This is a genomic window from Hephaestia sp. MAHUQ-44 (genome assembly GCF_023806085.1).
Classification (GTDB): domain Bacteria; phylum Pseudomonadota; class Alphaproteobacteria; order Sphingomonadales; family Sphingomonadaceae; genus Sphingomonas.
In genome coordinates this window covers 160,936-185,939 of record NZ_JAMSLX010000005.1, presented here as the reverse complement: position 1 = coordinate 185,939, position 25,004 = coordinate 160,936, and the positions used below count along the sequence as shown (strand labels likewise).

Genomic DNA, 25,004 nt, shown 5'->3' with positions numbered 1-25,004 from the left:
GCGGAAATTGATCAAAAGGTAGGAAAGCAATGGCCAAGTCTAAGTTCGAGCGGACCAAACCGCACCTCAACATCGGCACCATCGGTCACGTCGACCATGGCAAGACCTCGCTGACGGCCGCGATCACCAAGGTGCTCGCCGAAACCGGGGGCGCCACGTTCACCGCGTACGACAATATCGACAAGGCGCCCGAAGAGCGCGAGCGTGGCATCACGATCGCGACCAGCCACGTCGAGTATGAAACCGAAAAGCGCCACTATGCGCACGTCGATTGCCCGGGTCACGCCGACTATGTGAAGAACATGATCACCGGCGCCGCGCAGATGGACGGGGCGATCCTCGTCGTGTCGGCGACCGACGGCCCGATGCCGCAGACCCGTGAGCACATCCTGCTCGCGCGTCAGGTCGGCGTGCCGGCGATGGTCGTGTTCATGAACAAGGTCGATCAGGTCGACGATCCGGAAATCCTCGAGCTCGTCGAGCTGGAAATCCGTGAGCTGCTGTCGTCCTACGAATTCCCGGGCGACGATATTCCGATCATCAAGGGGTCGGCGCTCGCCGCGCTTGAGGATTCGAACGACGAAATCGGCAAGAAGGCCGTGCTTGAGCTGATGGCGCAGGTCGATGCCTACATCCCCGAGCCGGAGCGTCCGCTCGACAAGCCGTTCATGATGCCGATCGAAGACGTGTTCTCGATCTCGGGTCGTGGCACCGTCGTCACCGGCCGTGTCGAAACCGGCATCATCAAGGTTGGTGAGGAAGTCGAGATCGTCGGCATCCACGACACCCGCAAGACCACGGTCACGGGCGTCGAGATGTTCCGCAAGCTGCTCGATCAGGGCCAGGCCGGCGACAACGTCGGTGCGCTGATCCGCGGCGTCGGCCGTGAAGAGGTCGAGCGCGGCCAGGTGCTCTGCAAGCCGGGTTCGATCAAGCCGCACACCGATTTCAAGTCGGAAGTGTATGTGCTGTCGAAGGACGAAGGTGGCCGTCACACGCCGTTCTTCGCCAACTACCGGCCGCAGTTCTACTTCCGCACCACCGACGTCACCGGCACCGTCGAGCTGCCCGAGGGCACCGAGATGGTCATGCCCGGCGACAACGTTGCGCTCGGCATCAAGCTGATCGCACCGATCGCGATGGACGTCGGCCAGCGTTTCACCATTCGCGAGGGCGGTCGTACCGTCGGCGCGGGGGTTGTCAGCGGCATCGACAAGTAATATAGACGCGCGTCCGGCCGATTCCCCGGTTTCACAGGGGGTCGGCCGGTTGCCGTTTTGGTGGTCTAACAAGCAAGAGCCGCGCAAGCGGCCCGCTCTTTCGCATCGGTAGGGTTATGGAAACGCAGAATATTCGCATTCGTCTGAAGGCGTTCGATCATCGTGTGCTCGATCAGGCGACCGGCGACATCGCCGATACGGCCCGCCGCACCGGCGCGCTCATTCGCGGCCCCATTCCCATGCCGACGCGCATCGAGAAGTTCACGGTCAACCGTGGCCCGCACATCGACAAGAAGTCGCGCGAGCAGTTCGAGGTGCGTACCTACAAGCGGATGCTCGATATCGTGCAGCCTACCCCGCAGACGGTCGATGCGCTGATGAAGCTCGATCTCGCGGCGGGTGTGGACGTAGAGATCAAACTGGCCTAAGGGCCGTGCATCCGCGGTCGATCGCTCGATTCGAGCGATCCTGCGGACGCAACGACATTTAGAGATACCGCCAGCGGCTTCGGCCGCTGGGCCAGCGTCTCCCGTCACGTCCGGCACGCCGGACACCCAGCCCGGGACGGGGGCACGCTTCGCTTTTTCCGGGCTGGACCTGGGCTCGACGAGACGTCGGGTCTGCAAGCACCTTTGGGATAGGCCCGGGGTGCCTCTGTTGAGGAGCACTGGATCATGCGCACTGGCGTGATCGCGAAGAAAATGGGGATGACCCGCCTGTTCCAGGACGACGGCCGCCATGTGCCGGTCACCGTTCTGGCGCTCGAAGGCGTTCAGGTTGTTTCCGTTCGCGACAAGGATAGGGACGGCTACACCGCCGTTCAGGTCGGCGCGGGTACCGCGAAGACCAAGAACGTTGCCAAGCCGCAGCGTGGCCATTTCGGCAAGGCCGAGGTCGAGCCCAAGGCGGTTCTCTGCGAATTTCGCGTGGACGAAGACGGTCTGCTCGATGTCGGTGCCGAAATTTCCGCCGATCATTTCGTTGCCGGCCAGATGGTTGATGTCTCGGGGCGTACCCAGGGCAAGGGCTTTGCCGGCGCGATGAAGCGTTGGGGGTTCGGCGGTCTGAACGCGTCGCACGGCGTGTCGATCTCGCACCGCTCGCACGGCTCGACCGGCCAGCGTCAGGATCCGGGCCGCGTGTTCAAGAACAAGAAGATGGCGGGGCACATGGGTGACCGCAATCGGACCCAGCAGAATCTCGAGATCGTCCGCACGGACGCCGAGCGTGGCCTGCTGTTCGTCAAGGGTTCGGTCCCCGGCTCCAAGGGTGGCTGGCTGATCGTCAAGGATGCGGTCAAGCTGCCGCGCCATGCCGATGCGCCGTTCCCCGCCGGCCTCAAGGCCGTCGCCAACAGCAACAATGTCGCCGCCGAGGCGCCCGCTGATGCAGCGCCGGCGCCCGAGGCGACCGAAGGCCAGGAGGGCTGAACGTGAAGGTCAAACTTTCCTCCTTTGACGCCAAGGCGAAGGCCGCGGACGTGGAGCTCAACGAGGCCGTGTTCGGCGTCGAGCCGCGTGCCGACATTCTCCACCGCGTCGTTACCTGGCAGCTCGAGAAGCGTCGCGGCACCGCCCGCGCGGCCCGTGAGCGTGGCGATGTCGCTCGTACCGGCAAGAAGTTCGGTCGCCAGAAGGGCGGCGGTACCGCGCGTCACGGCGATCGCCGCGCCCCGATCTTCATCGGCGGCGGCAAGGCGCACGGCCCGCGGGTTCGTGATTTCAATCCGTCGCTGAACAAGAAGGTTCGCGCGCTCGGCCTCAAGATGGCGCTCAGCAGCCACGCCAAGGCCGGCTCGCTGATCGTCATGGACTCGATCGCGGTCAAGGACGGCAAGACCAAGGCGCTCAGCGCCGATCTCGCCAGGCTGGGCTTCGGCCGGACGGCGCTGGTGATCGATGGCGATGCGGTCGAGAACAGCTTCGCGCTCGCCGCGGGCAATCTGTTCAACGTGAACGTGCTGCCGGCGATCGGCGCCAATGTTTACGACATCCTCAGGGCTGATACGCTGGTTCTTACCCGCGCGGCGGTCGAGAAGCTGGAGGCGCGCTTCAATGGCTAAGAAGCAGAAGGAAGCGGTCGACAATCGTCATTATGACGTGCTCGTCGCGCCGCACATCACCGAAAAGTCGACGCTGATGAGCGAGAACAACGCGGTGGTGTTCAAGGTCGCGCGCGACGCGACCAAGCCCGAGATCAAGGCGGCCGTCGAGGCGATCTTCGACGTCAACGTGACCGGCGTGAACACGATCACGCAGAAGGGCAAGACCAAGCGCTGGAAGGGTAAGCCCTACACGCGCTCCGACATGAAGAAGGCGATCGTCACGCTCAAGGACGGGCAGTCGATCGACGTGACGCAGGGGGTCAACTGACCATGGCGCTCAAACATTACAATCCGACGAGCCCGTCGCGTCGCGGCCTGATCCTGATCGACCGCACCGGCCTGCACAAGGGTGGCCCCGTCAAGGCGCTCACCGAAGGCAAGCGCAAGACCGGCGGCCGGAACAACAAGGGCCACATCACGTCGCGCGGCATCGCCGGCGGCCACAAGCAGCGCTATCGCTTCGTCGATTTCAAGCGCCGGAAGTGGGACGTTGAAGGTACGGTCGAGCGGATCGAATACGATCCCAATCGCACCGCGTTCATCGCGCTGGTGAAATATGCCGATGATGAATTGGCCTATATCATCGCGCCGCAGCGTCTTGCGGTCGGCGACAAGGTGGTCGCGGGCAAGAAGACCGACGTGAAGCCAGGCAACGCGATGGAACTTGGCCAGATGCCGGTCGGCACCATCGTCCACAATGTGGAGATGAAGCCGGGCAAGGGCGGTCAGATCGCGCGCTCGGCGGGCACCTATGTGCAGGTGGTCGGTCGTGATCGCGGGATGGTGATGGTGCGGCTCAATTCGGGCGAGCAGCGGTACATCCGGTCGGACTGCATGGCGACGATCGGTGCGGTGTCGAACCCCGACAACCAGAACCAGAACCTCGCCAAGGCGGGGCGCAACCGCTGGCTGGGCAAGCGCCCGCTGACACGCGGCGTCGCCAAGAACCCGGTCGACCATCCGCACGGCGGTGGTGAAGGCCGGACCTCGGGCGGCCGTCATCCGGTCACGCCGTGGGGCAAGCCGACCAAGGGTGCGCGCACGCGCCACAACAAGCAGACCGACAAGATGATCATCCGGTCGCGTCACGCGAAGAAGAAGAGGTAATCATGGCCCGCTCCGTATGGAAAGGTCCGTTCGTTGACCTGCACCTGCTGAAGAAGGCGCAAGTTGCGCAGGAAACCAGCGCGCGCGCGCCGATCAAGACCTGGTCGCGCCGTTCGACGATCCTGCCCGATTTCGTCGGTCTCACGTTCAACGTCTATAACGGCCGCAAGTTCGTGCCGGTGACGGTGAACGAGGACATGGTCGGCATGAAGCTGGGCGAGTTCGCGCCGACGCGTTACTTCCCCGGCCACGCCGCAGACAAGAAGGGCAAGCGCTGATGTCGAAGCCGGCAGCTCCCCGCCGCGTTGCGGATAACGAGGCCCTTGCGGTCGCGACCCAGATCCGTGGCTCGGCCCAGAAGCTCAATCTCGTTGCGGGCCTGATCCGTGGCAAGAAGGCGAGCGACGCGATGAACATCCTGGCCTTCTCGACGAAGGGCATGGCGGTCGACGCGCGCAAGGTGCTGGCCTCGGCCATCGCCAATGCCGAAAACAACCACAATCTCGATGTCGACGCCCTCGTCGTCGCCGAGGCGTCGGTCGGCAAGTCGATCACCATGAAGCGGTTCGCCACGCGCGGCCGCGGCAAATCGACGCGCATTCTGAAGCCGTTCAGCCGGCTGCGTATCGTCGTCCGTGAGCAGGAAGAAGCATAATGGGTCAGAAGAGCAATCCGATCGGCCTGCGTCTCCAGATCAACCGGACGTGGGATAGCCGCTGGTTCGCCGAGGGTGCCGATTACGGTCGTCTCCTTCTCGAGGATCTCAAAATCCGCAAGTACATCATCGAATCGCTGCCGCAGGCCGCGATCTCGAAGGTGGTGATCGAGCGGCCGGCCAAGCTGTGCCGGGTGTCGATCTATGCGGCCCGCCCCGGTGTGATCATCGGCAAGAAGGGCGCGGACATCGAGAAGCTTCGGCGCAAGATCGGCGAGATGACCTCGTCGGACGTGTCGCTGAACATCGTCGAGATCCGCAAGCCAGAGGTCGACGCCAAGCTCGTCGCGCAGGGCGTTGCCGATCAGCTCGAGCGCCGCATCGCCTTCCGTCGCGCGATGAAGCGCGCGGTGCAATCGGCGCTGCGTCTGGGCGCCGAGGGTATCCGGATCACCTGCGGCGGCCGTTTGGGCGGCGCGGAAATCGCGCGGACCGAATGGTATCGCGAGGGTCGGGTGCCGCTGCACACGCTGCGCGCCAACGTCGATTACGCCGAAGCGTCGGCGCACACCGCTTATGGCGTGTGCGGCGTCAAGGTGTGGATCTTCAAGGGCGAGATCCTCGGGCACGATCCGATGGCGCAAGACCGGCTCATGATGGAGGCCCAGACCTCCGGCGTGCGCCCGGCGCGCGACGATCGTCGATAATTGGCGCCGCTAAGGCTGGGATAAAAGACAATGTTGCAACCAAAACGCACAAAGTTCCGCAAGGCGTTCAAGGGCCGGATCCATGGCGATGCCAAGGGCGGCGCTGCGCTCAACTTCGGCTCCTACGGGCTGAAGGCGATGGAGCCCGAACGGATCACCGCGCGCCAGATCGAGGCGGCTCGCCGCGCGATCACGCGTCACATCAAGCGCCAGGGGCGTTTGTGGATTCGCATTTTCCCGGACGTGCCCGTGTCGGGCAAGCCTGCCGAAGTCCGCATGGGCAAGGGCAAGGGCTCGCCGGAATTCTGGGCGGCGCGTGTCAAGCCCGGCCGCATCCTGTTCGAGCTCGACGGCGTTCCCGGCCCGCTTGCGGCCGAAGCGTTCGAGCGGGCGGCGATGAAGCTGCCGATCAAGACCAAGGTGGTGGCGCGTCTCGGCGACACCTCGCACCTGGGAGCATAATCATGGCCCGGATCGACGATCTCAAGGCGAAGACCGACGACCAGCTCGGGGAAGAGCTGGGCAATTTGAAGCGCGAGGCGTTCAACCTGCGCTTCCAGGCCGCGACCAACCAGCTCGAAAAGCCGAGCCGGATCCGCGAAGTGCGTCGCGACATCGCCCGCATCAAGACGCTGCAGGGCGCTCGCGTCCGCGCGGCCAGCAAGTAAGGAAGACGAAGCTATGCCGAAGCGCGTGCTGACGGGACAGGTCGTCTCGGACAAGACCGACAAGACGGTGGTGGTGAGTGTCGAGCGCCGGGTGAAGCACCCGCTCTACGGCAAGATCATCCGTCGCTCGAAAAAGTACCACGCCCATGATGAGGCGAACGAGTACAAGCAGGGTGAAACGGTGCGGATCGAAGAGACCGCCCCGATCTCCAAGCTGAAGACGTGGAAGGTGGTCGAGCGGGTCAATGCCCATGCGACGCCCGAGCGCGCGACGGCCGAAGGTTAAGGCAGGCTCCTACGGGGCTTCGATAGGCTCAGCCCGCAGGGGTGAGCGGCAATTTTGGGTGGAACTTCCGGGCGTGTCCCGGAAAGCCAGGTGAGAAGGAACCGGATCGATGATCCAGATGCAATCCAATCTCGACGTCGCGGATAACAGCGGCGCCAAGCGGGTGCAGTGCATCAAGGTGCTGGGCGGCTCGAAGCGTCGCACGGCCGGCGTCGGCGACATCATCGTCGTCAGCGTCAAGGAAGCGCAGCCGCGCGGCAAGGTGAAGAAGGGCGATGTGCATCGCGCCGTCATCGTGCGCACGGCGAAGGACATTCGCCGCGCCGACGGCTCGGTGATCCGCTTCGACGGCAATGCCGCGGTGCTGGTCAACAAGAACGAGGAGCCGATCGGCACCCGTATCTTCGGCCCGGTGGTGCGCGAGCTGCGTGCCAAGAAGCACATGAAGATCATTTCGCTCGCGCCGGAGGTGCTGTGATGGCTGCCGCCAGGATCAAGAAGGGCGATCGCGTGATCGTCCTGTCCGGCAAGGACAAGGGCAAGACGGGTGATGTCACCCAGGCGCTGCCCAAGGAAGGCAAGGTCATCGTGTCGGGCGTCAATATCGCCGTCCGCCACGTCAAGCCGAGCCAGGGCGACCCGCAGGGTGGCCTCAAGCGCGCGGAAGCGCCGCTCCATGTGTGCAAGGTTGCGCACGTGACCAAGGACGGCAAGCCGACCCGCGTTCGTTTCGAGACCGGCAAGGACGGCAAGAAGGTCCGTGTCGCGGTCAAGTCCGGGGAGACAATCGATGGCTGATGCCAAGTATACGCCCCGCATGAAGGGCATCTATGACGAGCGTATCGTCAAGGCGATGACCGACAAGTTCGGCTACAAGAACGCGCTCGAAGTCCCGCGGCTCGACAAGATCGTCCTCAACATGGGCGTGGGCGAGGCGACGCAGGACAAGAAGAAGGTCGATCAGGCAGCCCAGGAAATGGAGCTGATCGCCGGCCAGAAGCCCGTCGTCACCAAGGCGAAGAAGTCGATCGCGCAGTTCAAGCTGCGCGAAGGCATGCCGATCGGCTGCAAGGTCACCCTGCGCCGCACGCGGATGTACGAATTCCTCGATCGCCTGATCACGATCGCGATGCCCCGCATCCGCGATTTCCGCGGGCTCAACCCGAATTCGTTCGACGGCCGCGGCAATTACGCGATGGGCCTCAAGGAACAGCTCGTGTTCCCCGAGATCAGCTACGACCGGATCGACAAGGTCCGTGGGCTCGACATCATTGTTACCACCACGGCGAAGACCGACGAGGAAGCGCGCGAGCTGCTCCGTCTGTTTGGTTTCCCGTTCCCGCAGGCCGACGCTGACCAGCGTCAGGCCGCGTAAGAGAGGAAGAACTTAAGTCATGGCGAAACTGAGTTCGATCAATAAGAACGAGCGTCGCAAGAAGCTGGTGAAGAAATATGCCGGCCGGTATGCGAAGCTGAAGGCGCAGGCGAACGACAAGACGCTCGACGATAGCGAGCGGCTGATCGCGCGCCTCAAGATGGCGGAAATTCCGCGCAACGGTAACCCGACGCGCGTCCGCAACCGCTGTGAGGTAACGGGCCGTCCGCGCGCTTATTACCGCAAGTTCCGCCTCTGCCGCGTGCAGCTGCGCGATCTGGCCAACAAGGGCCTGATCCCGGGCGTCACGAAGTCGAGCTGGTAAGGATCTAGAGATGGCAGTGACCGATCCCCTGGGTGATATGCTCACCCGCATCCGCAACGGCCAGCGCGCGCGCAAGGACTCCGTCCTGACGCCGGGCTCCAAATTGCGTGTCCGCGTGCTCGACGTGCTCCAGCGTGAAGGCTATATCCGCGGCTATACCGAGGAAGAAATGGGGCCCGCCAAGGGCATCCGGATCGAACTCAAATATTTCGAGGGGCAGCCCGCGATCAAGCATGTCGCGCGCGTCTCGAAGCCGGGCCGGCGCGTCTATTCGGGCTCGAAGGAGCTCCCGCGCGTCCAGAATGGCCTGGGCATCACCATCGTCTCGACGCCGCGTGGCGTGCTCTCGGATGCCGAAGCACGCGACCAGAATGTCGGCGGCGAAGTGCTGGCGGAGGTATTCTGATGAGCCGCATCGGCAAAAAGCTGGTCGCGATCCCCAGCGGGGTGACGGCCAATATCGGCGACGGGAAACTCAGCGTGAAGGGCCCCAAGGGGACGCTCGCGATCGCGCTCGCGGATGAGATCACCTACGCGCTCGAAGACGGCAGCATCTCGGTGCAGCCGGCCAATGACAGCAAGCGTGCGCGCGCCTTCTGGGGGATGCAGCGCACGCTGGTGCAGAACCTCGTCACCGGCGTCACCGAGGGTTTCTCCACGGTGCTCGAGATCACCGGTGTCGGCTATCGTGCGACGGCGCAGGGCAAGAACCTGAAGCTCCAGCTCGGCTTCAGCCACGACGTCAATTTCGCGGTGCCCGAGGGGATCGAGATCAAGACGCCCGATCAGACCACGGTCGAGATCACGGGGATGGACAAGCAGCGGGTGGGTCAGGTTGCGGCCGAGATCCGTCGCTGGCGCAAGCCCGAGCCGTATAAGGGCAAGGGCATCAAATATCGCGGCGAGTACATCTTCCGCAAGGAAGGGAAGAAGAAGTAATGGCCAAGGGTCTTTCTCTTTTCGAAAAGCGCCGTCGGCGCAACCGCACCGCGCTTCGCGCCCGCGCTGGCACGCGCCCGCGGCTGTCGGTGCATCGCTCGGGCCGGCATATCTATGCCCAGGTGATCGACGATGCCGAGGGCAAGACGCTCGCATCGGCGTCGACGCTCGAAGAAGGCGCGCGCGCCAAATCGGGCGCCAATGTCGAGGCGGCCGCCGAAGTCGGCAAGCGCGTCGCTGCGGCCGCCAAGAAGGCGGGCGTCACCCAGGTGGTGTTCGATCGCGGTGGTTTCCTGTTCCACGGCCGCGTCAAGGCGCTGGCGGATGCCGCGCGTGAAGGCGGATTGGAGTTCTGATGATGGCTGAAGAGAACACGACCGGCGAAGGCACGCAGCCCGAGGCGAATGCGGCGGCCGATACCGCTTCTCACCCCGGCGCCGGCGGGCCCGGTGGCGGCCGCGGCCGCGGTCCGCGCGGTGGACGTGGTGCCGGTGGCGGCGATCGTGGCGGGCGGGGCCGTGACGGCCGCGGTCGGCGCGACGATCGGCGCGGTGGCGCGGACGATGGCGGCGAGGAACTGATCGAAAAGCTGGTGCATATCAACCGCGTCTCGAAGACGGTGAAGGGCGGCAAGCGCTTCGGCTTTGCGGCACTGGTCATCGTCGGCGACGGCAAGGGCCGTGCAGGCTTCGGCCACGGCAAGGCGCGCGAAGTGCCGGAAGCGATTTCGAAGGCGACCGCCGCGGCCAAGAAGGCAATGGTCCGCGTGCCGCTCAAGGAAGGCCGCACGCTGCATCACGATGGCAACGGCCGGTTCGGCGCGGGCCGCGTGACGCTGCGCTCGGCGCCGGCGGGAACGGGCATCATCGCGGGTGGCCCGATGCGCGCCATCTTCGAATCGCTCGGCGTTGCCGATGTCGTCACCAAGTCGGTGGGGACGTCGAACCCCTACAACATGATCCGCGCGACCTTCGAAGCGCTGGTGTCGCAGACCTCGCCGAAGAGCGTGGCGCAGCGCCGTGGCAAGAAGATCGCCGACCTGCTTGGTCGCGGTGGATCGCAGACCGCCGAGGCTGATGCCGCGGCCGTCACGGAGTAAGCCAGCATGGCGAAGAAGGAAGCAACCGGCACGGTCAAGGTGACGCAGATCGCGTCGCCGATCCGCCGCAGCAAGGATCAGCTTGCAACGCTCAAGGGCCTCGGCCTGGGCAAGATGCACCGCACGGTCGAGCTTGGCGACACCCCCGAGGTGCGCGGCATGATCCGCAAGGTGCAGCACATGGTGTCGGTCGAGGGCTGAGGCCGCCGATCACCCCGTGACAAATCAGGGGCAGGGGGCTAATGGCCCCCTTCCTCATTTCAGCGCGAACATAGCGAAAGCGAGTGCACAATCATGAATCTCAACGATCTCCGCGATAATCAGGGCGCCCGCCACCGCAAGATGCGGATCGGGCGCGGCATCGGCTCGGGCAAGGGCAAGACCGGCGGCCGCGGCCAGAAGGGCCAGACGAGCCGTTCGGGCGTCTCGATCAAGGGTTTCGAGGGCGGCCAGATGCCGCTCCACATGCGGTTGCCGAAGCGCGGCTTCAACAACATCTTCGCCAAGGATTATGCCGAGGTGAACCTCGGCGCGATCCAGAAGGTGATCGACGCCAAGAAGCTCGACACCAAGGCCGTGATCGATCACGCAGCGCTCAAGGCCGCCGGGCTCGCGCGCGGCGGCAAGGATGGCGTCCGCCTGCTTGCCAAGGGTGAACTGACCACCAAGGTGGCGTTCGCGGTTGCCGGCGCGTCGAAGGCGGCGATTGCCGCGGTCGAAAAGATCGGCGGCACGGTCGAGGTGGCCAAGGTCGTTCCGGCCGCGGAAAAGGCGGCCGCCAAGAAGAATTCGGTCAAGAAGATCGCCAAGCAAGGCTGAGGCGGGTTAGACAAGCCGCCAGGCACGACTATATGAGCGGCGGGGGGCGGCATAACGCTTACCCGCCGCCTTCAGTTTTCGGGACATTCACATGGCATCGCGCGCCGATCAGATGGCAACCAATATCAGCCTCGCCAATTTCTCGAAGGCGACCGAGCTAAAAAAGCGCCTGTGGTTCACGCTCGGCGTGCTCATCGTGTTCCGGATGCTCAGCTTCGTGCCGCTGCCGGGGGTCGATCCTACCGCGCTTGGGCTGCTTTCGCAGCAGACGCAGGGCGGCGTGCTCGATTTCTTCAACACCTTCTCGGGCGGGTCGCTCAAGCGCATGTCGCTGACCGCGCTCGGGGTGATGCCCTATATCACCGCCTCGATCGTGGTGCAGCTCGCGACCTCGCTGTCGCCGACGCTCGCCGCGATCAAGAAGGAAGGCGAATCGGGGCGCAAGAAGCTCAACCAATATACCCGCTACGGCACCGTCGGGCTGACGGCGGTGCAGGGCTATTTCATCGCGGTGGGGCTCGAGGCATTCGGCGCCAATAACGGCGTCCAGGCGATCGTGATGCCCGGCATGCTGTTCCGCGTCGCCGCGGTGATCAGCCTCGTCGGCGGCACGATGTTCCTGATGTGGCTGGGTGAGCAGATCACCAGCCGCGGCGTCGGCAACGGCGTGTCGCTGATCATCATGGCCGGCATCGTCGCCGACATGCCGACCTCGCTGTTCAATCTGCTTCAGGGCGGACGCAGCGGCTCGATCAACGCGATCAGCCTGATCCTGATCGTCGCCGCGGTGCTCGGTCTGACGCTGTTCATCTGCTACATGGAGCTGGCCCAGCGCCGCATCCTGATCCAGTATCCCAAGCGCGCCACCCAGCGCGGGATGCAGGCCGAGCGCAGCCACCTGCCGCTCAAGCTCAACACCGCCAACGTCATTCCGCCGATTTTCGCGTCGTCGCTGCTGCTGCTTCCGCTCACGGTCAGCCAGTTCGCGGGCCAGCGTGCGGAGGGTGAAAGCTGGTGGGGGGATCTTATTCTCACGCTCAACCAGTATCTCCAGCACGGGTCGGCGCTCTACATGGCGCTGTACGGCGCGGGCATCATCTTCTTCACCTTCTTCTACACCGCGGTGGTGTTCAATCCCGAGGAGACGGCGGAGAATCTGAAGCGTCACGGCGGCTTTATTCCGGGGATCCGGCCAGGCAAGAATACCGAGACCTATCTCGATTATGTGCTCACGCGCATCACCGTGGTGGGTGCGGCGTATCTGACGGGCATCTGCCTCGTGCCCGAATATCTGGTCTCGGCGCTGGCCATCCCCTTCTATCTCGGGGGCACCAGCCTGCTGATCGTCGTCAATGTGACGATGGATACGGTGACGCAGATCCAAAGCCATCTGCTCGCGCATCAATATGGCGATCTGATCAAGAAGGCGAAACTCAAGGGCGCGCGCCTGCGCTGACATGCCTGAATTTGCATCGCGTGGCGGGTTCGTGCTGAATGGCCGGACGGGGGCCGCCGCGCGGATGCGCTGACGACGAAGGGGAACGTTGCCGTGGATATCATCCTGCTCGGACCGCCAGGAGCGGGCAAGGGCACGCAAGCCGAGCGGCTGGTCGCCGATCGCGGCATGGTCCAGCTCTCGACGGGCGATATGCTGCGCGCCGCGGTCAAGGCCGGCACCGAGGTCGGGCGCCAGGCCAAGGCCGTGATGGACGCGGGCGAACTGGTGTCCGACGCGATCGTCTCGGCGATCATCGGCGAACGGCTCGATCAGCTCGGCAACGATGTCGGGCTGATCTTCGACGGCTATCCCCGCACCGCGGCGCAGGCCGAATCGCTCGACGCGCTGCTCGCCGCGCGGGACCGCAAGCTCGATTATGTGATCGAGCTCGGGGTCGATGAGGATGCGCTCGTCGATCGCATCGTCGGCCGCTATACCTGCGCGGTGTGCGGCGCGGGCTATCACGAGCGCTACAAGCAGCCCAAGGTCGAGGGCACGTGCGACGTGTGCGGCAACCACGACTTCAAGCGCCGCCCTGACGACAATGCCGAAACGGTGCGCACGCGGATGGTCGAATATCGCGCCAAGACCGCGCCGATCCTGCCGATCTACGACGCCCGCGGGCTCGTCCGCCGGGTCGACGGGATGGCCGACATCGGCCACGTCACGCAGGCGATCGAAGCGATCCTCGACGGCAAGGCGTAACCGCGCACCACGGTTTCTCGGATTGTAGAAGTGCGATAGGCTCGTCCCCTGATGGGGGAGGGGCAGGATGAGGCACGCATCATGGGCCATCGCGCTCGCGGTCGCGCTGGCGGGCGGCAGCACCGTCGCGTCGGCGGAGGTCGTCTCGGTCGCGACCGACAGTTTCGAGCTGAAGACCGAGCTGACGATCGCCGCGCCGCTCGACACCGTCTGGGCGACGCTCGGCGCGCCGCAGACTTGGTGGGACAAGGATCACACCTATTCGGGTGACTCCGCCAACCTCTATCTCGATCGGCAGGCGACAGGTTGCCTGTGCGAGCGCCTGCCCGGCAAGGGCAGCGTCGAACACGCGCGGATCGTGTTCAGCCAGCCGCCGCGCGTGCTCCGGCTCGTCGGCGGACTGGGGCCGCTCCAGCGCGAGGCCGTCACCGCAACGCTCACCTTCACGCTCGAACCGGACGGCGATGGCACGCGCGCAACGCTGGAATATGTGGTCGGCGGCTATATGCGGGGTGGGGGAGAAACGCTCGCGCCCGCGGTCGATCAGGTGCTCGTGCACCAGCTCGATCTGATGAAGGCCGCCGCCGAGGCGACCGCCGCGCGTCCCGCCGAATAAGGCCCGGTCGCCCCGGCCTTGTTCCGGCGGCCAGCGTGCCGGGCTCAGCTCGCCGCGGGCAACCGCAACCGCACGAGCAGCCCGCCCAGATCCTCGCTCTCTTCGAGGCCGACGGTGCCGTCGTATATCTCGGCCACGTCGCGTACGATCGCGAGGCCCAGCCCGGTGCCCGGCTTGGTGCTGTCGAGCCGCGCGCCGCGATCGAACAGCCGTGATCGGTCCTCCAGCGCGATGCCGGGGCCGTCATCCTCGATCAGGAACTCGACATAACCGGCCTCGCCCCGCACCGTCGCGAACACGCTGCCGCCGCCATATTTGGCCGCATTCTCGATCAAATTGCCGAGCATCTCGTCGAGATCCTGCCGCTCGACATGGACCTGGAGATCCTTGGGGCCGTCGAGATCGAACCGCACCTCGGGGTAGAGCCGCGACACCGCGCGCTCGACCGCTTCGAGGCTCGGCCACACGTCCGCGCGGCTATGCGCGTGGCCGCGTCGGCCGACTGCGCGCGCGCGCGCGAGGTGATGATCGACCTGCCGCCGCATCGTCCGCGCCTCGCGCACCACGGTTTCACCCAGGTCCTCGGCGTCTGCGGTCGCGGCGTTCATGATAACGGTGAGCGGGGTCTTGAGCGCGTGCGCAAGGTTGCCCGCATGGCGCCGCGCTTCTTCGGCCTGCCGCTCGTTATGCGCGATCAGCGCGTTGAGCTCCTCGACCATCGGCACAACCTCGATCGGCATGGCTCCCTCGACGCGCTGGAGCTTGCCCGCGCGCATCTTGGCGATCTCCTGTTGCACCCGGCGCAGCGGCATCAGCCCGTAAACGGTCTGGAGCGCGGCCATCACGATCAGCCCCAGCGCGAGCAGCAGGAACGATCGCACCAGCGTCCGCCGCAGCACCGCGATCTCGGCATCGAGCGTGGCGCGGCTCTCGGCGACCTGAAACCGCCACCACGTCGCCGATCCGGGCAGCTTGACGTCGCGTTCGACGATCCGCAGCCGCTCGCGCGCGAATTGATTGCTGTCGTAAGCGTGGATGTCGACGTCGTGATGCGCGGGATTATAGTCCAGCCGCCGATCCCACAGCGATCGCGAGGGGAAATCCTCGTGCGCCTGCGCGCTCACCTGCCAGTAGAGCCCCGAATAAGGCTCCAGCGTGCGCTGGTCGGCCAGTTCGCGGTTGAAGACGACCTCGCCGTCGGGGCCGATCTCGGCCGAGACGATCAGCGAGGTCAGCATATATTCGATGCCGTTGTCGAAATTGCGCGTGACGGCGGCGGTCAGCACGCGATCGAGCGCGAACCCGCCGCCGGCGAGCATCAACGCGATCCACACCGCCGCGATCAGGATCATCCGCCGGCTCAGTGAGCCCGAGACGCGGACGTCGGCTTGCTCCGGCGGTTCGGTGGCGGTTGCCATCAGCCCGTCGCCGACAGGCTATTCCGTTCGTGCCGAGCTTGTCGAAGCACCGTTTTTCCTTTCCCGGATGACAGAAGAACAGCCCTTCGACAGGCTGAGGGCGAACGGAGGGGGTTTATGCTTCCCGGCGATCGTCGGGATCTTCGAGGCTGTAACCGAGGCCGCGGATCGTGGTGATCACGTCCTGTCCCAGCTTCTTGCGGATGCGCGTGACGAACACCTCGATCGTGTTCGAATCGCGGTCGAAATCCTGATCGTAAATATGCTCGATCAGCTCGGTACGGCTGACGACCTTGCCCTTGTGGTGGAGCAGATAGCTCAGCAATTTATATTCCTGCGCGGTCAGCTTCACCGGCTCGCCGGCGCGCGAGACCTTGCCCGACCGCGTGTCGAGCCGCACGTCGCCTGCGGTCAGCTCGGACGAGGCATTGCCCGAGGCGCGGCGGATCAGCGCGCGCAGCCGGGCGATCAGTTCCTCGGTCTGGAACGGCTTGGCGAGATAGTCGTCGGCCCCGGCATCGAGCCCGGCGACCTTGTCCGACCAGCTGTCGCGCGCGGTGAGCACCAGCACGGGCATCACGCGTTCGTCCTTGCGCCAGCGGTCGAGCACGGTCAGCCCGTCGATCTCGGGCAGGCCGAGGTCGAGTACCACCGCGTCATAGGTTTCGGTCGAGCCCAGAAAATGGCCTTCCTCGCCATCGGTGGCGAGGTCGATCGCATAGCCGGCGCCCTCGAGCGTGCTTTTGAGCTGCTGGCCCAGGCTCGGCTCATCCTCGACGATCAGAACGCGCACGTGCAGTCTCCCTGTTATGCCGTCGGCGGGGTGGTCAGCGATCGGTCCGGCCGATGATGCGGCCTGTCCGCCCATCGACGTCCACCCAGATCACGACTCCATTGCGCAGGAACTTGAGCGTGTAAATGGCGCTCGCCGAATCGAACACAAAGCCAAGATAGCGCGAATCCTTCATCGCCGGCACGATCCGCTGCTCGATCTCGCGCAAAGGCAGGATTCGACCGTCGCGGCGTGCCTCAAAGGCTTCCTGCTGATCGCCACGGCGATGCTGTGCCGCTTCCGCGGGCTGCGCGGAACCGGTCACGGCGAGTGCCGCAAGGGCGCAGAACGCAGAGACGACAGCCATTCTCATGGCGTGTGGCATAGCGGCGATGCGTTGAATAGCCTATGAATGCCCCGCTCACGTCGCGCTCATCGCCGGCATGCGGCATTTGCCGTTCCGGCCCCGGCGTCCTAGGGGACGCGGCACCATGGCTGCTCCCGTCCTCGCATATGAAAACCTCGGTCTGAACCAGGGCACCGGCTGGCTGTTCCGCGGGCTCGACGTGCATGTCGGCCCGCGCGATCGGCTCGCGCTGATCGGCCGTAACGGCGCGGGCAAGACGACCTTCTTCAAGGCGCTCGCCGGGATCATCGATTCCGACGAAGGCCGCCGCATGATCAAGCCCGGCACGCGCGTCGTGCTGCTCGAACAGGAACCCGATCTCACCGGCTCTGAAACCTTGCTCGATTATGTGCTGGGCGGCGACGACGCGCCCGAGCGCCACGAGGCCGAGGCGATCGCCGACCAGATCGGGATCGATCTGTCGCGGCTGGCGTCGACGGCCTCGGGGGGCGAACGTCGCCGCGCCGCGATCGCCCGCGCGCTGGCGCAGGACCCCGACGTGCTGCTGCTCGACGAGCCGACCAACCATCTCGATCTCGGCGCGATCGAATGGCTTGAGGATTGGCTGGCACGCTTTTCGGGCGCGTTCATCGTCATCAGCCACGATCGCGCCTTCCTCACCCGGCTGACGCGCCAGACCTTGTGGCTCGATCGCGGCAAGGTGCGCCGCAGCGAGGTCGGCTATGGCGGCTTCGAGGCCTGGACCGAGGCGGTCTATGCCGAGGAAGCGCGCGCTGCCGACAAGCTCGACGCGCGGCTGAAGCTCGAGGCGCATTGGCTCGAACGCGGGGTCACGGCCCGCCGCCGGCGCAACCAGGGCCGTCTCACCAAACTCTACGAGATGCGTGCCGAGCGCGCGGCGATGCTCGGGCCGCAGGGCGTGGCCAAGCTCGTCACCGGCGCCGACGATGTGCGCACCAAGACGGTGATCGACGCCAAGAATGTCACCAAACGCTACGGCGATCGCACGATCATCAAGGGTTTCACGCTGCGGGTGCAGCGCGGCGACCGGATCGGCGTGGTCGGCGCCAACGGCACCGGCAAGACGACCTTGCTCCGGCTGCTGACCGGCGAGATCCAGCCCGACGAGGGCAGCGTCCGGCTCGCCAAGACGCTCGACGGGGTCATCATCGATCAGCAGCGCAAGATGATGGCGCCCGAAAAACGCGTCCGCGACATCCTCGCCGATGGCGGCGACTGGATCGACGTGCTCGGCGTGCGCAAGCACATCAAGGGCTATCTCAAGGAATTCCTGTTCGACCCCGAATTGACCGACGCGCTGGTCGGCACGCTCTCGGGCGGCGAACGCTCGCGGCTGCTGCTCGCGCGCGAATTCGCCCGGCATTCGAACCTGCTCGTGCTCGACGAGCCGACCAACGATCTCGACATGGAGACGCTCGATCTGCTCCAGGAAGTGATCGCTGAATATGACGGCACCGTGCTGATCGTCAGCCACGATCGCGATTTTCTCGATCGTACCGTCACGGTGACGCTCGGGCTCGACGGTTCGGGCACGATCGATGCCGTTGCGGGCGGTTATGAGGATTGGGTACGCCAGCGCAGCCAGCGCGCCGAACCCAAAAAGGCAGCGCCGAAGCCCGCGCCTGCCGCGCCCCCGCCGCCCAGATCGGTCAAGCTCAGCTACAAGGACCAGCGCGACTACGATCTGCTCCCGGGCCGGATCGAGGCGCTCGATGCCACCATCGCCCGCGACGAGGCCGCGCTGGCCGATCCCGATCTCTATGCGAAAGACCCGAAGCGCTTCGATGCGCTGATGAAGGCGATCGAGAAGGCGCGCGCGGAGAAGGATGCCGCCGAACTGCGCTGGCTCGACCTCGCCGAACAGGTCGACGCGCTCGGTTGAGGCCGAGGGCTACAGCGCCTTCCCGTTCCGCCCCGCCAGATCGACGACATATTGCCACGCGACGCGGCCCGATCGGCTGCCGCGGCGGGTCGCCCAATTGACCGCTTCCTGCGGGTCGAACGGCAGGCCATAGGCCACAGCATAGCCGCGCACGATATCCAGATAGCCGTCCTGATCGACGACGTGGAAGCCGAGGCTGAGCCCGAACCGGTCGGCGAGCGCGAGGTGATCGTCGATCGAATCGCGCGGGTTGATCGCGCTGTCCTGCTCGGCGATGTCGCGCGGCACCAGATGGCGCCGGTTGGAGGTGACGACCAGCCGCGCATTGGCGGGGCGCGCCTCGGCACCGCCTTCGAGCATCGATCGCAGCGCGCGCGCATCGCTCGCCGCATCGAAGCCGAGATCGTCGATGAACAGGGCAAAGGCGCGCTCAACCGGCGCGATCGCGTCGAACAGCGTCGCCAGATCATCGAGTTGATGCGTCACCACCTCGATCAGCGCCAGCGCGCCGCCCGCGGCCTGAACGTGCCCGACCGCGCTCTTGACCAGCGCCGATTTGCCCGTGCCGCGCGCGCCCCACAGCAGCACGTCCTGCGCGGCATGGCCCGCGGCGAGCCGTTCGAGATTGGCCACCAGCGCGGCCTTCTGGTTCTCCACCCCGTGGAGCATATCGAGCGCTAGCGGCGCGAACTGGCGCGCGGCGGCAAGCCCGTCGCCGCGCCAGACATAGGCCTGGTGCGCCAGCGGATCGGCCGTCGGCGGCGGGGGCGGGGCCAGCCGCTCGAGCGCGGCGGCGATACGGTCGATCGGATCGGTCATGCGGATACCCCGGTTGTCCAGTGTTTTCCGGTCGCGCCGTGCATGTCGAAGCACGGTTCTTCTTTGCCGGCGCGAACCAGGAACGGCCCTTCGACAAGCTCAGGGCGAACGACGATGAAGCGGCTCTAACGAAACGATATGCCCGCGTCAGCCCTCAACGCACGGCCGTCGCCTGCGCCAGATGCGCGCGCAGGCCGGGGTGGTCGGGCGCGGTCGCCACCGCCTGGCGGAGCAGCTGGCGCGCCGCGGCCCGGCGGCCGGTCTTGAACAATGCCCAGCCATAAGCATCGGTAATCGCCGGATCGAGCGGCGCAAGGCGGTGCGCGGCCGCGGTCAGCCGGGTCGCCTCGGCCATGTCGCCACGCCCGAGATGCGCGCTGCCGAGTTCGGCGAGCAGCATCGCATCGGTGTCACCGGTCCGCGCCCGCAGTCGTTCGAGCGTGGCGATCGCGTCGTCCCAATCGCCCGCCGCCAATTGCCAGCGCGCCATCAGCCGCTGCGCGTCGCGGCTCTCCGGGTTCTGCGCAAGGTAGAGCCCCAATGTGTGCGCCGCCGCGTCGCGCCGTCCGGCTCGGTCGAGCGCGGTCACCAGCCGAAGTGCGGTCGGGGCGTCGAACCGCAGGTCGGCGGCACGCGCATAAGCAGCCGCCGCGTCCTGTTGGTGGTTGGCCGCGGCGAGCACGTCGCCCACCAGCAAATGCGCCGCCGGCGCGCCGGACGCGGCCTGCGCAAGCTGACGCGCGCGCACCAGCGCCGCGGCGGGCTGGACGGTTTCGATCAGCCCGCGCACATAATCGACCGCCGCCTGCGGATCGCCGGGTGCGTCCTCGGCGGCCGCGGCGAGCATGGCGAGGCTGTCCTCGGTCCCGAACGGTGTCGCCGCGCCGCGCTCGGGGGCGGCCGCGCGATCGAGATAAAGCCCCGCCCAGTCGCGCTCGCCGATCGCCTCGAACGCACGCGCGACCAGCGTCAGCGTGTAACGGTCGGCATCGGCGCGCAGCGCCACCGGCCGCAGCACGTCGAGCGCGCCCTTGGCATCGCCCGCGCGCAGCAGCGCGGCGCCAAGCAGCCGTCGCGCGGTCAGGTTATAGGATTGGGTGCCGGCCAGCGCGCGCCACTGGCCGATTGCCTGTTCATAGGCGCCGTCATGATAATCGAGCATCCCGCCGAGCAGCATCACGGCGGGCATCCCGCGCAGCGTGCCCCCGGTTTTCTGGAGCAGCACGCGCGCGAGATCGAACCGCCCCGCGCGCGCGGCGAGCACGGCCTGCAGATAATAAGCGCGCGGATCGGCGGGGTCGGTCGCGATCGCGCGGCGCGTCACCGCCAGCATGTCCTGCGCCCGCCCCAGATCGCCCAGCGTCGCGGCCTCCTCGACCAGCGCGTCGAGATCGGCGGGATCATGCCGGTCCGCCGCCTCGAACCATGGCAGCGCGGCGACGAGGCCGTATTGGCTGCGCACCAGCGTGCCCTTGAGCACGAGCAGGCCGGGAATCGCGGGGTTGATCGCGCCCGCGCGGGCGGTGGCGTCGATCGCGCCGCCGATATCCCCGGTATCGCGCCGGATCGTCCCGAGATCGGCCCAGGCCGCGGCATCGTCATGATCGAGCAACGGCGCGAGCAGCGCCTGCGCCGCGCCTGCCTCGCCCTGTGCGGCGGCGGCGCGCGCGCGGACCCGCGTCGCATAAGCGGCGTAACGCGGCGGCGCCTGGCGGGCTTTGGCGATCGCGCGCGCGGGATCGCCCTGGAGCAGCCACGCGTCGGCAAGCAGATGCTGCGTACGCTCGGGCGCAAAGCCGGTGCGCCGCGCACGCACGATCGCGGCTTCAGCGGCATCGCCATCGCCCTGCGCCAAATGCAGCCGCGCGGCAAAGGCGTGCGCCAGCCCCCAATTCCTGTCGGCGTTGGTCGCCTCCTGCGCTGCTGTCAGCGCCCCGCTCACATTGCCGCGCCCGAACAGCACCAGCGCGCGCGTGAGCGCCTCGGTCGCGGCGGCACGGTCGGGGGCGGGCTCGGGGCGCGGGGCGAAGGCATAAAGCGCGGCGAACAGCAGGATCGCCACCGCCAGCGTCAACACGCGTGCCATCGTTGGAGACAAGCGCACCCGCCGCCGCCGCCGCTCGCCGTTGCGCTGCGTCCATTTGCGGCGGAAGCGCGGTTCCCCGACCAGTACGATCGCGGCACCCGGCTGGTCAGGCATGCAGGCCGTAATTCTTGAGCAGATCGTACAGCGTCGGCCGGCTGATCCCGAGCAGCTTGGCGGTGTTCGAGATATTGCCCTCGGCGCGGGCCAGCGCGTGGCGGATCGCCTTGCGGTCGGCGCTCTCGCGCGCGGCCTTGAGATTGATCGGTGCGTCGTCGGCGGCGGTGTCGAGATCGAGGTCGGCGGCGGTCACGCTCTTGCCGTCGGCCATGATGACCGCGCGCTTGACGCGGTTCTCCAGTTCACGGACGTTGCCCGGCCAGCCCCAGGCGTCGATCGCGGCGCGCGCGTCGGCCGACAGCGTGGTGGCCTGGCTGCGCATCGCGTGCGCGTGCTTCTTGATGAAATGCCGCGCCAGCAGCCCGGCATCGCCCGGCCGCTCGGCGAGCGCGGGGATACGCACGACGATCTCGGCGAGCCGGTAATACAGGTCGTCGCGAAAGCGCCCCTCGGCCACCATCGTGTCGACATCCTGATGCGTCGCGCACACGATCCGCGTGTCGACCGCGATGTGCCGGCGCCCGCCGATCCGCTCGATCACGCGCTCTTGCAGGAACCGCAGCAGCTTGACCTGAAGCGCGAGCGGAATGTCGCCGACCTCGTCGAGGAACAGCGTCCCGCCCGCGGCCTGTTCGATCTTGCCGATCACGGTTTTTACCGCGCCCGTGAACGCGCCCTTTTCATGCCCGAACAATTCGCTTTCGAGCAGCGTCTCGGGGATCGCGGCGCAATTGATCGCGACGAACGCGCCCCGGCTGCGCGGGCTCGCGTCGTGCAGCCCGCGCGCGAGCAATTCCTTACCGGTCCCGCTCGCGCCGAGCAGCATCACCGAGACATCGGCGGCGGCGACGCGTTCGATCGTGCGCATCACCTTGAGCATTTCGGGCGCGGCGGTGATGATTCCGCCCAGCCCGGCGGTGGCGCCGTCGCCGCGCTCGGCCAGCCGCCGGTTCTCGACCTCGAGATCGTGGACGTGGAAGGCGCGCGCGACGATCAGCCCCAGCGTGTCGATGTCGATCGGCTTCTGGTAGAAATCCCACGCCCCCTCGGCGATCGCGCGGCGTGCACTGTCGCGCGCGCCATGGCCCGAGGCGACGATCACCTTGGTGTCGGGCTTGAGCGCGAGCATCTCGGCCAGCGTGGCAAAGCCTTCGCTCACCCCGTCGGGGTCGGGCGGCAGCCCCAGATCGAGCGTGACGACATCGGGTTCCTCGGCGCGCAGCAGGTCGATCGCGGTCGCGCGGTCGCCTGCGACGAGCACGACATAATCGTCATACGCCCAGCGCAATTGCCGCTGGAGCCCGAGATCGTCCTCGACGATCAGCAATTTGCGGGGGCCGCTCATGCGACGGCGTCCAGCGCGGCACGGCGGCGCGCGGCGGGCAGGGTGACGCGGAAGCGCGTGCCCTCGCCCTCGCGGCTGGTCACGCTCACCTCGCCGCCCATCGCGGCGGTCAACTGGCGCGCCTCGAACGCACCGATCCCGAACCCGCCGGGCTTGGAGGAGACGAACGGCCGGAACAATTGATCGCGCACGAACCCTGGCGCCATGCCGCACCCGCGGTCGATCACGTCGATCGCCACGCGCTCGCCATCGGTCGAGATGGCGAGCGTCACCGGCTCGGTCGGCGGGCTCGCCTCGATCGCATTCTGGACGAGATGGCCGAGCACCTGTTCGAGCCGCGCGGGATCGCCCTCGATGATGGCGTCGTCAGTCCCGCTGGTGACGATCGGGTGCTGCGCGCGCCGGCCGGCGGCCACGCGTTCGATCAGCGGCAGGATGTGGATCGTGGTCGGCGGCTCGGTGCGCGTGCCCCCGGCGTGATGGAGCGACAGCCGCGCGAGCAGGTCGTTCATCCGCCCGGCCGATTCCTTGAGCGTCGCGATCATGTCGGCGCGGAAATCGGGATTGTCGGCGTGGCGCTCGGCGTTGCGCGCGACGAGGCTCAACTGACTCACCAGATTCTTGATGTCGTGCAGGATGAAGGCGAAGCGCCGGTTGAACTCGTCGAAACGCTGCGCATCGGCGAGCGCCCCTTGCGCGCGGGCTTCGGCAAGGTAGCTCGCCACCTGCCGCCCGGCGATGTGCAACAGGTCGAAATCCTCCCAGTCGAGCGCGCGGTCGAGCGGGGGGCGCGCGAGCAGGATGACGCCGGTAAGCTGGCCGAAATGGACCAGCGGCACCAGCACCCAGGCCTGCGTGCAATCGAGCATCCAGATCGGTACGCTCGCCAGTTCGGCGGGGTCGCCATGCCCGGTGCGGAGACGGTCGAGTTCGACGATCCGGCTGCTCGCACCCAGAAAGGCGGCCAGCGCGGCGTCGCCGGTCTGGCTCGGCAGCGCGTCGGCGGGCCAGTTCCACGCCGCGCCGAAGCCCAGTTCGGCCTCCTCGGGCACCAGCAGCACCCCGCCGGGCGATTCGGTCAGGTCGGCGATCGCCTTGACGATACGCTCATCGAGCGGCGCGGCGTCGGCGCCCGGCTGGCCCAGCGTGTCGGTGAAGCGCACCCATTCGGCGCGATAATCATAGCGATGGCGGAACAGATGCTTGGCGAGCTTGACCCGGATCCACGCGCGCAACCACGGGCTGGAAAGAAGGGTCAGCGCGGCGGCGGTCGATCCGAACACGAACGCGGTCTGCGCGATCCGGGCATGGCCGCCGCCCCAGGCGGTGATCGCGCTCGTCGCGAGCACCATCGACAGCACATAGACCGCGATGCCGATCAGCGAGAGCGACTGGTAGGTCACCGTCCGCGACAAGCGGAGCGACCAGTCGCCGTTGCGATGGACGGCGAGCGCGAACAGCGGCGCCAGCGCGGCGACCGCGAAGCCGCGGATCGCGATCATCGGGCTCTTGTCCTCGATGCCCGCATAAGCGGCGGCGGTGAGCAGCAGATCGATCAGCCACAGCGCCGCCAGCGCCATCACTGCCAGCCGGATGCCGTCGCGTGCGCGTGGCGACACCGCGACGTGCAGGTGATGCACCAGCACCAGCGCCGACACCGCGACCATCATGGCCAGTACCATCCGCACCCCGGCGAACGCGGGGGCGCTGCCCTCGGCCGTCAGCCCCAGCGCCAGCCCGATCAATACGATCAGGCCGACGATCGTGTAGATACCGGTGATCGCGGCGCTTTCCGTTGCCCGCCGCCCGCGCCGCACCAGTGCGTACATGAAGGCGAGCCAGGCGAGGTTGCGCAGCGATTCGGTCAGGCGCGGCGCCACCTCGCGATCGTCGATCCCGGCGACGGCAAGCGCCCACAAGGCGGTCATGCCCAGCGCGATCAGGAAGGTCAGCCGCGGCAAGGCGCTGCCCGCCCCGCGCACCTGCGACACAGCAAGCACCCCGAACAGGAGTGCTGCCAGTGCATGGCCCCACAGGATAAGCGGCTGGACCAT

At 66.7% G+C, this 25,004-nt stretch carries 33 protein-coding genes; 26 read left to right on the top strand and 7 right to left on the bottom strand.

Annotation, left to right across the window (positions count from 1 at the left end; genetic code table 11):
• The first annotated feature begins 29 nt into the window (after positions 1 to 29).
• The 25 genes from tuf (at position 30) to NFE57_RS07520 (ending at position 14,123) form a co-directional block, all read left to right on the top strand.
• The gene (gene tuf, locus NFE57_RS07640; protein WP_252134980.1) at positions 30 to 1,220 is read left to right on the top strand and encodes an elongation factor Tu; all 1,191 of its coding nucleotides are present in this window, start codon (positions 30 to 32) and stop codon (positions 1,218 to 1,220) included.
• 116 nt (positions 1,221 to 1,336) lie between these two features.
• Positions 1,337 to 1,648, top strand: coding sequence for a 30S ribosomal protein S10 (gene rpsJ, locus NFE57_RS07635; RefSeq protein ID WP_119037652.1), 312 nt, complete (start codon positions 1,337 to 1,339; stop codon positions 1,646 to 1,648).
• Positions 1,649 to 1,894: 246 nt separating this feature from the next.
• Complete coding sequence (rplC, locus tag NFE57_RS07630) at positions 1,895 to 2,650, top strand: 50S ribosomal protein L3 (RefSeq protein WP_252134979.1); 756 nt, start codon at positions 1,895 to 1,897, stop codon at positions 2,648 to 2,650.
• A 2-nt stretch (positions 2,651 to 2,652) separates the two neighbouring features.
• Entirely contained in the window at positions 2,653 to 3,282 is a 630-nt protein-coding gene (gene rplD / locus NFE57_RS07625; RefSeq protein ID WP_252134978.1) for a 50S ribosomal protein L4, read from the top strand.
• The gene (locus NFE57_RS07620; protein WP_252134977.1) at positions 3,275 to 3,592 is read left to right on the top strand and encodes a 50S ribosomal protein L23; all 318 of its coding nucleotides are present in this window, start codon (positions 3,275 to 3,277) and stop codon (positions 3,590 to 3,592) included. The genes rplD and NFE57_RS07620 overlap by 8 nt, the downstream gene beginning before the upstream one ends.
• 2 nt (positions 3,593 to 3,594) lie before the next feature.
• A complete protein-coding gene (gene rplB, locus NFE57_RS07615) occupies positions 3,595 to 4,431 on the top strand; it encodes a 50S ribosomal protein L2 (protein WP_252134976.1) in 837 nt (278 codons plus the stop codon).
• 2 nt (positions 4,432 to 4,433) lie between these two features.
• Positions 4,434 to 4,709, top strand: coding sequence for a 30S ribosomal protein S19 (rpsS, locus tag NFE57_RS07610; RefSeq protein ID WP_252134975.1), 276 nt, complete (start codon positions 4,434 to 4,436; stop codon positions 4,707 to 4,709).
• Entirely contained in the window at positions 4,709 to 5,086 is a 378-nt protein-coding gene (gene rplV, locus NFE57_RS07605) for a 50S ribosomal protein L22 (RefSeq protein WP_252134974.1), read from the top strand. The genes rpsS and rplV overlap by 1 nt, the downstream gene beginning before the upstream one ends.
• The gene (rpsC, locus tag NFE57_RS07600) at positions 5,086 to 5,793 is read left to right on the top strand and encodes a 30S ribosomal protein S3 (RefSeq protein WP_252134973.1); all 708 of its coding nucleotides are present in this window, start codon (positions 5,086 to 5,088) and stop codon (positions 5,791 to 5,793) included. The genes rplV and rpsC overlap by 1 nt, the downstream gene beginning before the upstream one ends.
• Positions 5,794 to 5,823: 30 nt before the next feature.
• Complete coding sequence (gene rplP, locus NFE57_RS07595; RefSeq protein WP_252134972.1) at positions 5,824 to 6,255, top strand: 50S ribosomal protein L16; 432 nt, start codon at positions 5,824 to 5,826, stop codon at positions 6,253 to 6,255.
• A 2-nt stretch (positions 6,256 to 6,257) separates the two neighbouring features.
• Positions 6,258 to 6,461 carry a 50S ribosomal protein L29 gene (gene rpmC / locus NFE57_RS07590; RefSeq protein WP_252134971.1) on the top strand — a complete coding sequence of 68 codons (204 nt, stop codon included), beginning with the start codon at positions 6,258 to 6,260 and terminating at the stop codon, positions 6,459 to 6,461.
• A gap of 13 nt (positions 6,462 to 6,474) precedes the next feature.
• Positions 6,475 to 6,747, top strand: coding sequence for a 30S ribosomal protein S17 (rpsQ, locus tag NFE57_RS07585; protein ID WP_252134970.1), 273 nt, complete (start codon positions 6,475 to 6,477; stop codon positions 6,745 to 6,747).
• A gap of 109 nt (positions 6,748 to 6,856) precedes the next feature.
• Positions 6,857 to 7,225, top strand: coding sequence for a 50S ribosomal protein L14 (rplN, locus tag NFE57_RS07580; RefSeq protein ID WP_252134969.1), 369 nt, complete (start codon positions 6,857 to 6,859; stop codon positions 7,223 to 7,225).
• Positions 7,225 to 7,545, top strand: coding sequence for a 50S ribosomal protein L24 (gene rplX, locus NFE57_RS07575; protein WP_252134968.1), 321 nt, complete (start codon positions 7,225 to 7,227; stop codon positions 7,543 to 7,545). The genes rplN and rplX overlap by 1 nt, the downstream gene beginning before the upstream one ends.
• Entirely contained in the window at positions 7,538 to 8,122 is a 585-nt protein-coding gene (gene rplE / locus NFE57_RS07570) for a 50S ribosomal protein L5 (protein ID WP_252134967.1), read from the top strand. Before rplX ends, rplE begins: the two co-directional genes overlap by 8 nt.
• Before the next feature lie 19 nt (positions 8,123 to 8,141).
• Positions 8,142 to 8,447, top strand: coding sequence for a 30S ribosomal protein S14 (gene rpsN / locus NFE57_RS07565; RefSeq protein WP_252134966.1), 306 nt, complete (start codon positions 8,142 to 8,144; stop codon positions 8,445 to 8,447).
• A 10-nt stretch (positions 8,448 to 8,457) separates the two neighbouring features.
• A complete protein-coding gene (rpsH, locus tag NFE57_RS07560) occupies positions 8,458 to 8,853 on the top strand; it encodes a 30S ribosomal protein S8 (protein ID WP_252134965.1) in 396 nt (131 codons plus the stop codon).
• Positions 8,853 to 9,386 (top strand): 50S ribosomal protein L6, encoded by a 534-nt coding sequence (gene rplF, locus NFE57_RS07555; protein ID WP_252134964.1) that lies wholly within the window; start codon positions 8,853 to 8,855, stop codon positions 9,384 to 9,386. The genes rpsH and rplF overlap by 1 nt, the downstream gene beginning before the upstream one ends.
• Complete coding sequence (gene rplR / locus NFE57_RS07550) at positions 9,386 to 9,742, top strand: 50S ribosomal protein L18 (protein ID WP_252134963.1); 357 nt, start codon at positions 9,386 to 9,388, stop codon at positions 9,740 to 9,742. The genes rplF and rplR overlap by 1 nt, the downstream gene beginning before the upstream one ends.
• Before the next feature lie 2 nt (positions 9,743 to 9,744).
• Positions 9,745 to 10,485 carry a 30S ribosomal protein S5 gene (gene rpsE / locus NFE57_RS07545; protein WP_252134962.1) on the top strand — a complete coding sequence of 247 codons (741 nt, stop codon included), beginning with the start codon at positions 9,745 to 9,747 and terminating at the stop codon, positions 10,483 to 10,485.
• A gap of 6 nt (positions 10,486 to 10,491) precedes the next feature.
• On the top strand, positions 10,492 to 10,686 hold the full coding sequence (rpmD, locus tag NFE57_RS07540) for a 50S ribosomal protein L30 (protein WP_252134961.1): 195 nt from the start codon (positions 10,492 to 10,494) through the stop codon (positions 10,684 to 10,686).
• Positions 10,687 to 10,779: 93 nt separating this feature from the next.
• Positions 10,780 to 11,304 carry a 50S ribosomal protein L15 gene (rplO, locus tag NFE57_RS07535; protein ID WP_252134960.1) on the top strand — a complete coding sequence of 175 codons (525 nt, stop codon included), beginning with the start codon at positions 10,780 to 10,782 and terminating at the stop codon, positions 11,302 to 11,304.
• Positions 11,305 to 11,395: 91 nt separating this feature from the next.
• Complete coding sequence (secY, locus tag NFE57_RS07530; RefSeq protein WP_252134959.1) at positions 11,396 to 12,760, top strand: preprotein translocase subunit SecY; 1,365 nt, start codon at positions 11,396 to 11,398, stop codon at positions 12,758 to 12,760.
• Positions 12,761 to 12,853: 93 nt separating this feature from the next.
• On the top strand, positions 12,854 to 13,507 hold the full coding sequence (locus NFE57_RS07525; protein ID WP_252134958.1) for an adenylate kinase: 654 nt from the start codon (positions 12,854 to 12,856) through the stop codon (positions 13,505 to 13,507).
• Between the two features lie 67 nt (positions 13,508 to 13,574).
• Positions 13,575 to 14,123 (top strand): SRPBCC family protein, encoded by a 549-nt coding sequence (locus NFE57_RS07520; RefSeq protein WP_252134957.1) that lies wholly within the window; start codon positions 13,575 to 13,577, stop codon positions 14,121 to 14,123.
• Between the two features lie 44 nt (positions 14,124 to 14,167).
• On the opposite strand, the gene NFE57_RS07515 is transcribed toward NFE57_RS07520, so the two are convergent.
• The 3 genes from NFE57_RS07515 to NFE57_RS07505 all read right to left on the bottom strand — a co-directional run bounded on the left by NFE57_RS07515 (position 14,168) and on the right by NFE57_RS07505 (position 16,698).
• Positions 14,168 to 15,475, bottom strand: coding sequence for a sensor histidine kinase (locus NFE57_RS07515; RefSeq protein ID WP_382279989.1), 1,308 nt, complete (start codon positions 15,473 to 15,475; stop codon positions 14,168 to 14,170).
• Positions 15,476 to 15,656: 181 nt separating this feature from the next.
• A complete protein-coding gene (locus NFE57_RS07510; RefSeq protein WP_252134955.1) occupies positions 15,657 to 16,334 on the bottom strand; it encodes a response regulator transcription factor in 678 nt (225 codons plus the stop codon).
• A gap of 34 nt (positions 16,335 to 16,368) precedes the next feature.
• Positions 16,369 to 16,698 (bottom strand): hypothetical protein, encoded by a 330-nt coding sequence (locus NFE57_RS07505; protein WP_252134954.1) that lies wholly within the window; start codon positions 16,696 to 16,698, stop codon positions 16,369 to 16,371.
• Positions 16,699 to 16,804: 106 nt separating this feature from the next.
• Here NFE57_RS07505 and NFE57_RS07500 point away from each other — a divergent pair, with 106 nt between their 5' ends.
• Positions 16,805 to 18,583 carry an ABC-F family ATP-binding cassette domain-containing protein gene (locus tag NFE57_RS07500; protein WP_252134953.1) on the top strand — a complete coding sequence of 593 codons (1,779 nt, stop codon included), beginning with the start codon at positions 16,805 to 16,807 and terminating at the stop codon, positions 18,581 to 18,583.
• Between the two features lie 9 nt (positions 18,584 to 18,592).
• Here the strand turns inward: NFE57_RS07500 and NFE57_RS07495 are convergent, their stop codons facing one another.
• From NFE57_RS07495 to prsK, 4 genes are all read right to left on the bottom strand, one after another.
• A complete protein-coding gene (locus NFE57_RS07495) occupies positions 18,593 to 19,402 on the bottom strand; it encodes an ATP-binding protein (RefSeq protein ID WP_252134952.1) in 810 nt (269 codons plus the stop codon).
• 154 nt (positions 19,403 to 19,556) lie between these two features.
• Entirely contained in the window at positions 19,557 to 21,602 is a 2,046-nt protein-coding gene (locus tag NFE57_RS07490; protein ID WP_252134951.1) for a tetratricopeptide repeat protein, read from the bottom strand.
• Complete coding sequence (prsR, locus tag NFE57_RS07485) at positions 21,595 to 22,950, bottom strand: PEP-CTERM-box response regulator transcription factor (protein WP_252134950.1); 1,356 nt, start codon at positions 22,948 to 22,950, stop codon at positions 21,595 to 21,597. Before prsR ends, NFE57_RS07490 begins: the two co-directional genes overlap by 8 nt.
• On the bottom strand, positions 22,947 to 25,004 hold the full coding sequence (gene prsK, locus NFE57_RS07480; protein ID WP_252134949.1) for an XrtA/PEP-CTERM system histidine kinase PrsK: 2,058 nt from the start codon (positions 25,002 to 25,004) through the stop codon (positions 22,947 to 22,949). The genes prsR and prsK overlap by 4 nt, the downstream gene beginning before the upstream one ends.

Excerpts from the sequence above, each read along its gene's own strand:
- rpmC (WP_252134971.1), top strand. The coding sequence starts at position 6,258 with ATGGCCCGGATCGACGATCTCAAGGCGAAGACCGACGACCAGCTCGGG.
- rplF (WP_252134964.1), top strand. The coding sequence starts at position 8,853 with ATGAGCCGCATCGGCAAAAAGCTGGTCGCGATCCCCAGCGGGGTGACG.
- rplB (WP_252134976.1), top strand. The coding sequence starts at position 3,595 with ATGGCGCTCAAACATTACAATCCGACGAGCCCGTCGCGTCGCGGCCTG.
- rpmD (WP_252134961.1), top strand. The coding sequence starts at position 10,492 with ATGGCGAAGAAGGAAGCAACCGGCACGGTCAAGGTGACGCAGATCGCG.
- NFE57_RS07495 (WP_252134952.1), bottom strand. The coding sequence starts at position 19,402 with ATGACCGATCCGATCGACCGTATCGCCGCCGCGCTCGAGCGGCTGGCC.
- rplE (WP_252134967.1), top strand. The coding sequence starts at position 7,538 with ATGGCTGATGCCAAGTATACGCCCCGCATGAAGGGCATCTATGACGAG.
- rplR (WP_252134963.1), top strand. The coding sequence starts at position 9,386 with ATGGCCAAGGGTCTTTCTCTTTTCGAAAAGCGCCGTCGGCGCAACCGC.
- rpsN (WP_252134966.1), top strand. The coding sequence starts at position 8,142 with ATGGCGAAACTGAGTTCGATCAATAAGAACGAGCGTCGCAAGAAGCTG.
- NFE57_RS07520 (WP_252134957.1), top strand. The coding sequence starts at position 13,575 with ATGAGGCACGCATCATGGGCCATCGCGCTCGCGGTCGCGCTGGCGGGC.
- rpsJ (WP_119037652.1), top strand. The coding sequence starts at position 1,337 with ATGGAAACGCAGAATATTCGCATTCGTCTGAAGGCGTTCGATCATCGT.
- NFE57_RS07505 (WP_252134954.1), bottom strand. The coding sequence starts at position 16,698 with ATGCCACACGCCATGAGAATGGCTGTCGTCTCTGCGTTCTGCGCCCTT.
- NFE57_RS07620 (WP_252134977.1), top strand. The coding sequence starts at position 3,275 with ATGGCTAAGAAGCAGAAGGAAGCGGTCGACAATCGTCATTATGACGTG.
- rplC (WP_252134979.1), top strand. The coding sequence starts at position 1,895 with ATGCGCACTGGCGTGATCGCGAAGAAAATGGGGATGACCCGCCTGTTC.
- rpsE (WP_252134962.1), top strand. The coding sequence starts at position 9,745 with ATGGCTGAAGAGAACACGACCGGCGAAGGCACGCAGCCCGAGGCGAAT.
- rplX (WP_252134968.1), top strand. The coding sequence starts at position 7,225 with ATGGCTGCCGCCAGGATCAAGAAGGGCGATCGCGTGATCGTCCTGTCC.
- NFE57_RS07515 (WP_382279989.1), bottom strand. The coding sequence starts at position 15,475 with ATGATCCTGATCGCGGCGGTGTGGATCGCGTTGATGCTCGCCGGCGGC.
- rpsC (WP_252134973.1), top strand. The coding sequence starts at position 5,086 with ATGGGTCAGAAGAGCAATCCGATCGGCCTGCGTCTCCAGATCAACCGG.
- rpsQ (WP_252134970.1), top strand. The coding sequence starts at position 6,475 with ATGCCGAAGCGCGTGCTGACGGGACAGGTCGTCTCGGACAAGACCGAC.
- rpsH (WP_252134965.1), top strand. The coding sequence starts at position 8,458 with ATGGCAGTGACCGATCCCCTGGGTGATATGCTCACCCGCATCCGCAAC.
- NFE57_RS07490 (WP_252134951.1), bottom strand. The coding sequence starts at position 21,602 with ATGCCTGACCAGCCGGGTGCCGCGATCGTACTGGTCGGGGAACCGCGC.
- NFE57_RS07500 (WP_252134953.1), top strand. The coding sequence starts at position 16,805 with ATGGCTGCTCCCGTCCTCGCATATGAAAACCTCGGTCTGAACCAGGGC.
- rplO (WP_252134960.1), top strand. The coding sequence starts at position 10,780 with ATGAATCTCAACGATCTCCGCGATAATCAGGGCGCCCGCCACCGCAAG.
- rplN (WP_252134969.1), top strand. The coding sequence starts at position 6,857 with ATGATCCAGATGCAATCCAATCTCGACGTCGCGGATAACAGCGGCGCC.
- rplP (WP_252134972.1), top strand. The coding sequence starts at position 5,824 with ATGTTGCAACCAAAACGCACAAAGTTCCGCAAGGCGTTCAAGGGCCGG.
- secY (WP_252134959.1), top strand. The coding sequence starts at position 11,396 with ATGGCATCGCGCGCCGATCAGATGGCAACCAATATCAGCCTCGCCAAT.
- rpsS (WP_252134975.1), top strand. The coding sequence starts at position 4,434 with ATGGCCCGCTCCGTATGGAAAGGTCCGTTCGTTGACCTGCACCTGCTG.
- rplV (WP_252134974.1), top strand. The coding sequence starts at position 4,709 with ATGTCGAAGCCGGCAGCTCCCCGCCGCGTTGCGGATAACGAGGCCCTT.
- prsR (WP_252134950.1), bottom strand. The coding sequence starts at position 22,950 with ATGAGCGGCCCCCGCAAATTGCTGATCGTCGAGGACGATCTCGGGCTC.
- tuf (WP_252134980.1), top strand. The coding sequence starts at position 30 with ATGGCCAAGTCTAAGTTCGAGCGGACCAAACCGCACCTCAACATCGGC.
- prsK (WP_252134949.1), bottom strand. The coding sequence starts at position 25,004 with ATGGTCCAGCCGCTTATCCTGTGGGGCCATGCACTGGCAGCACTCCTG.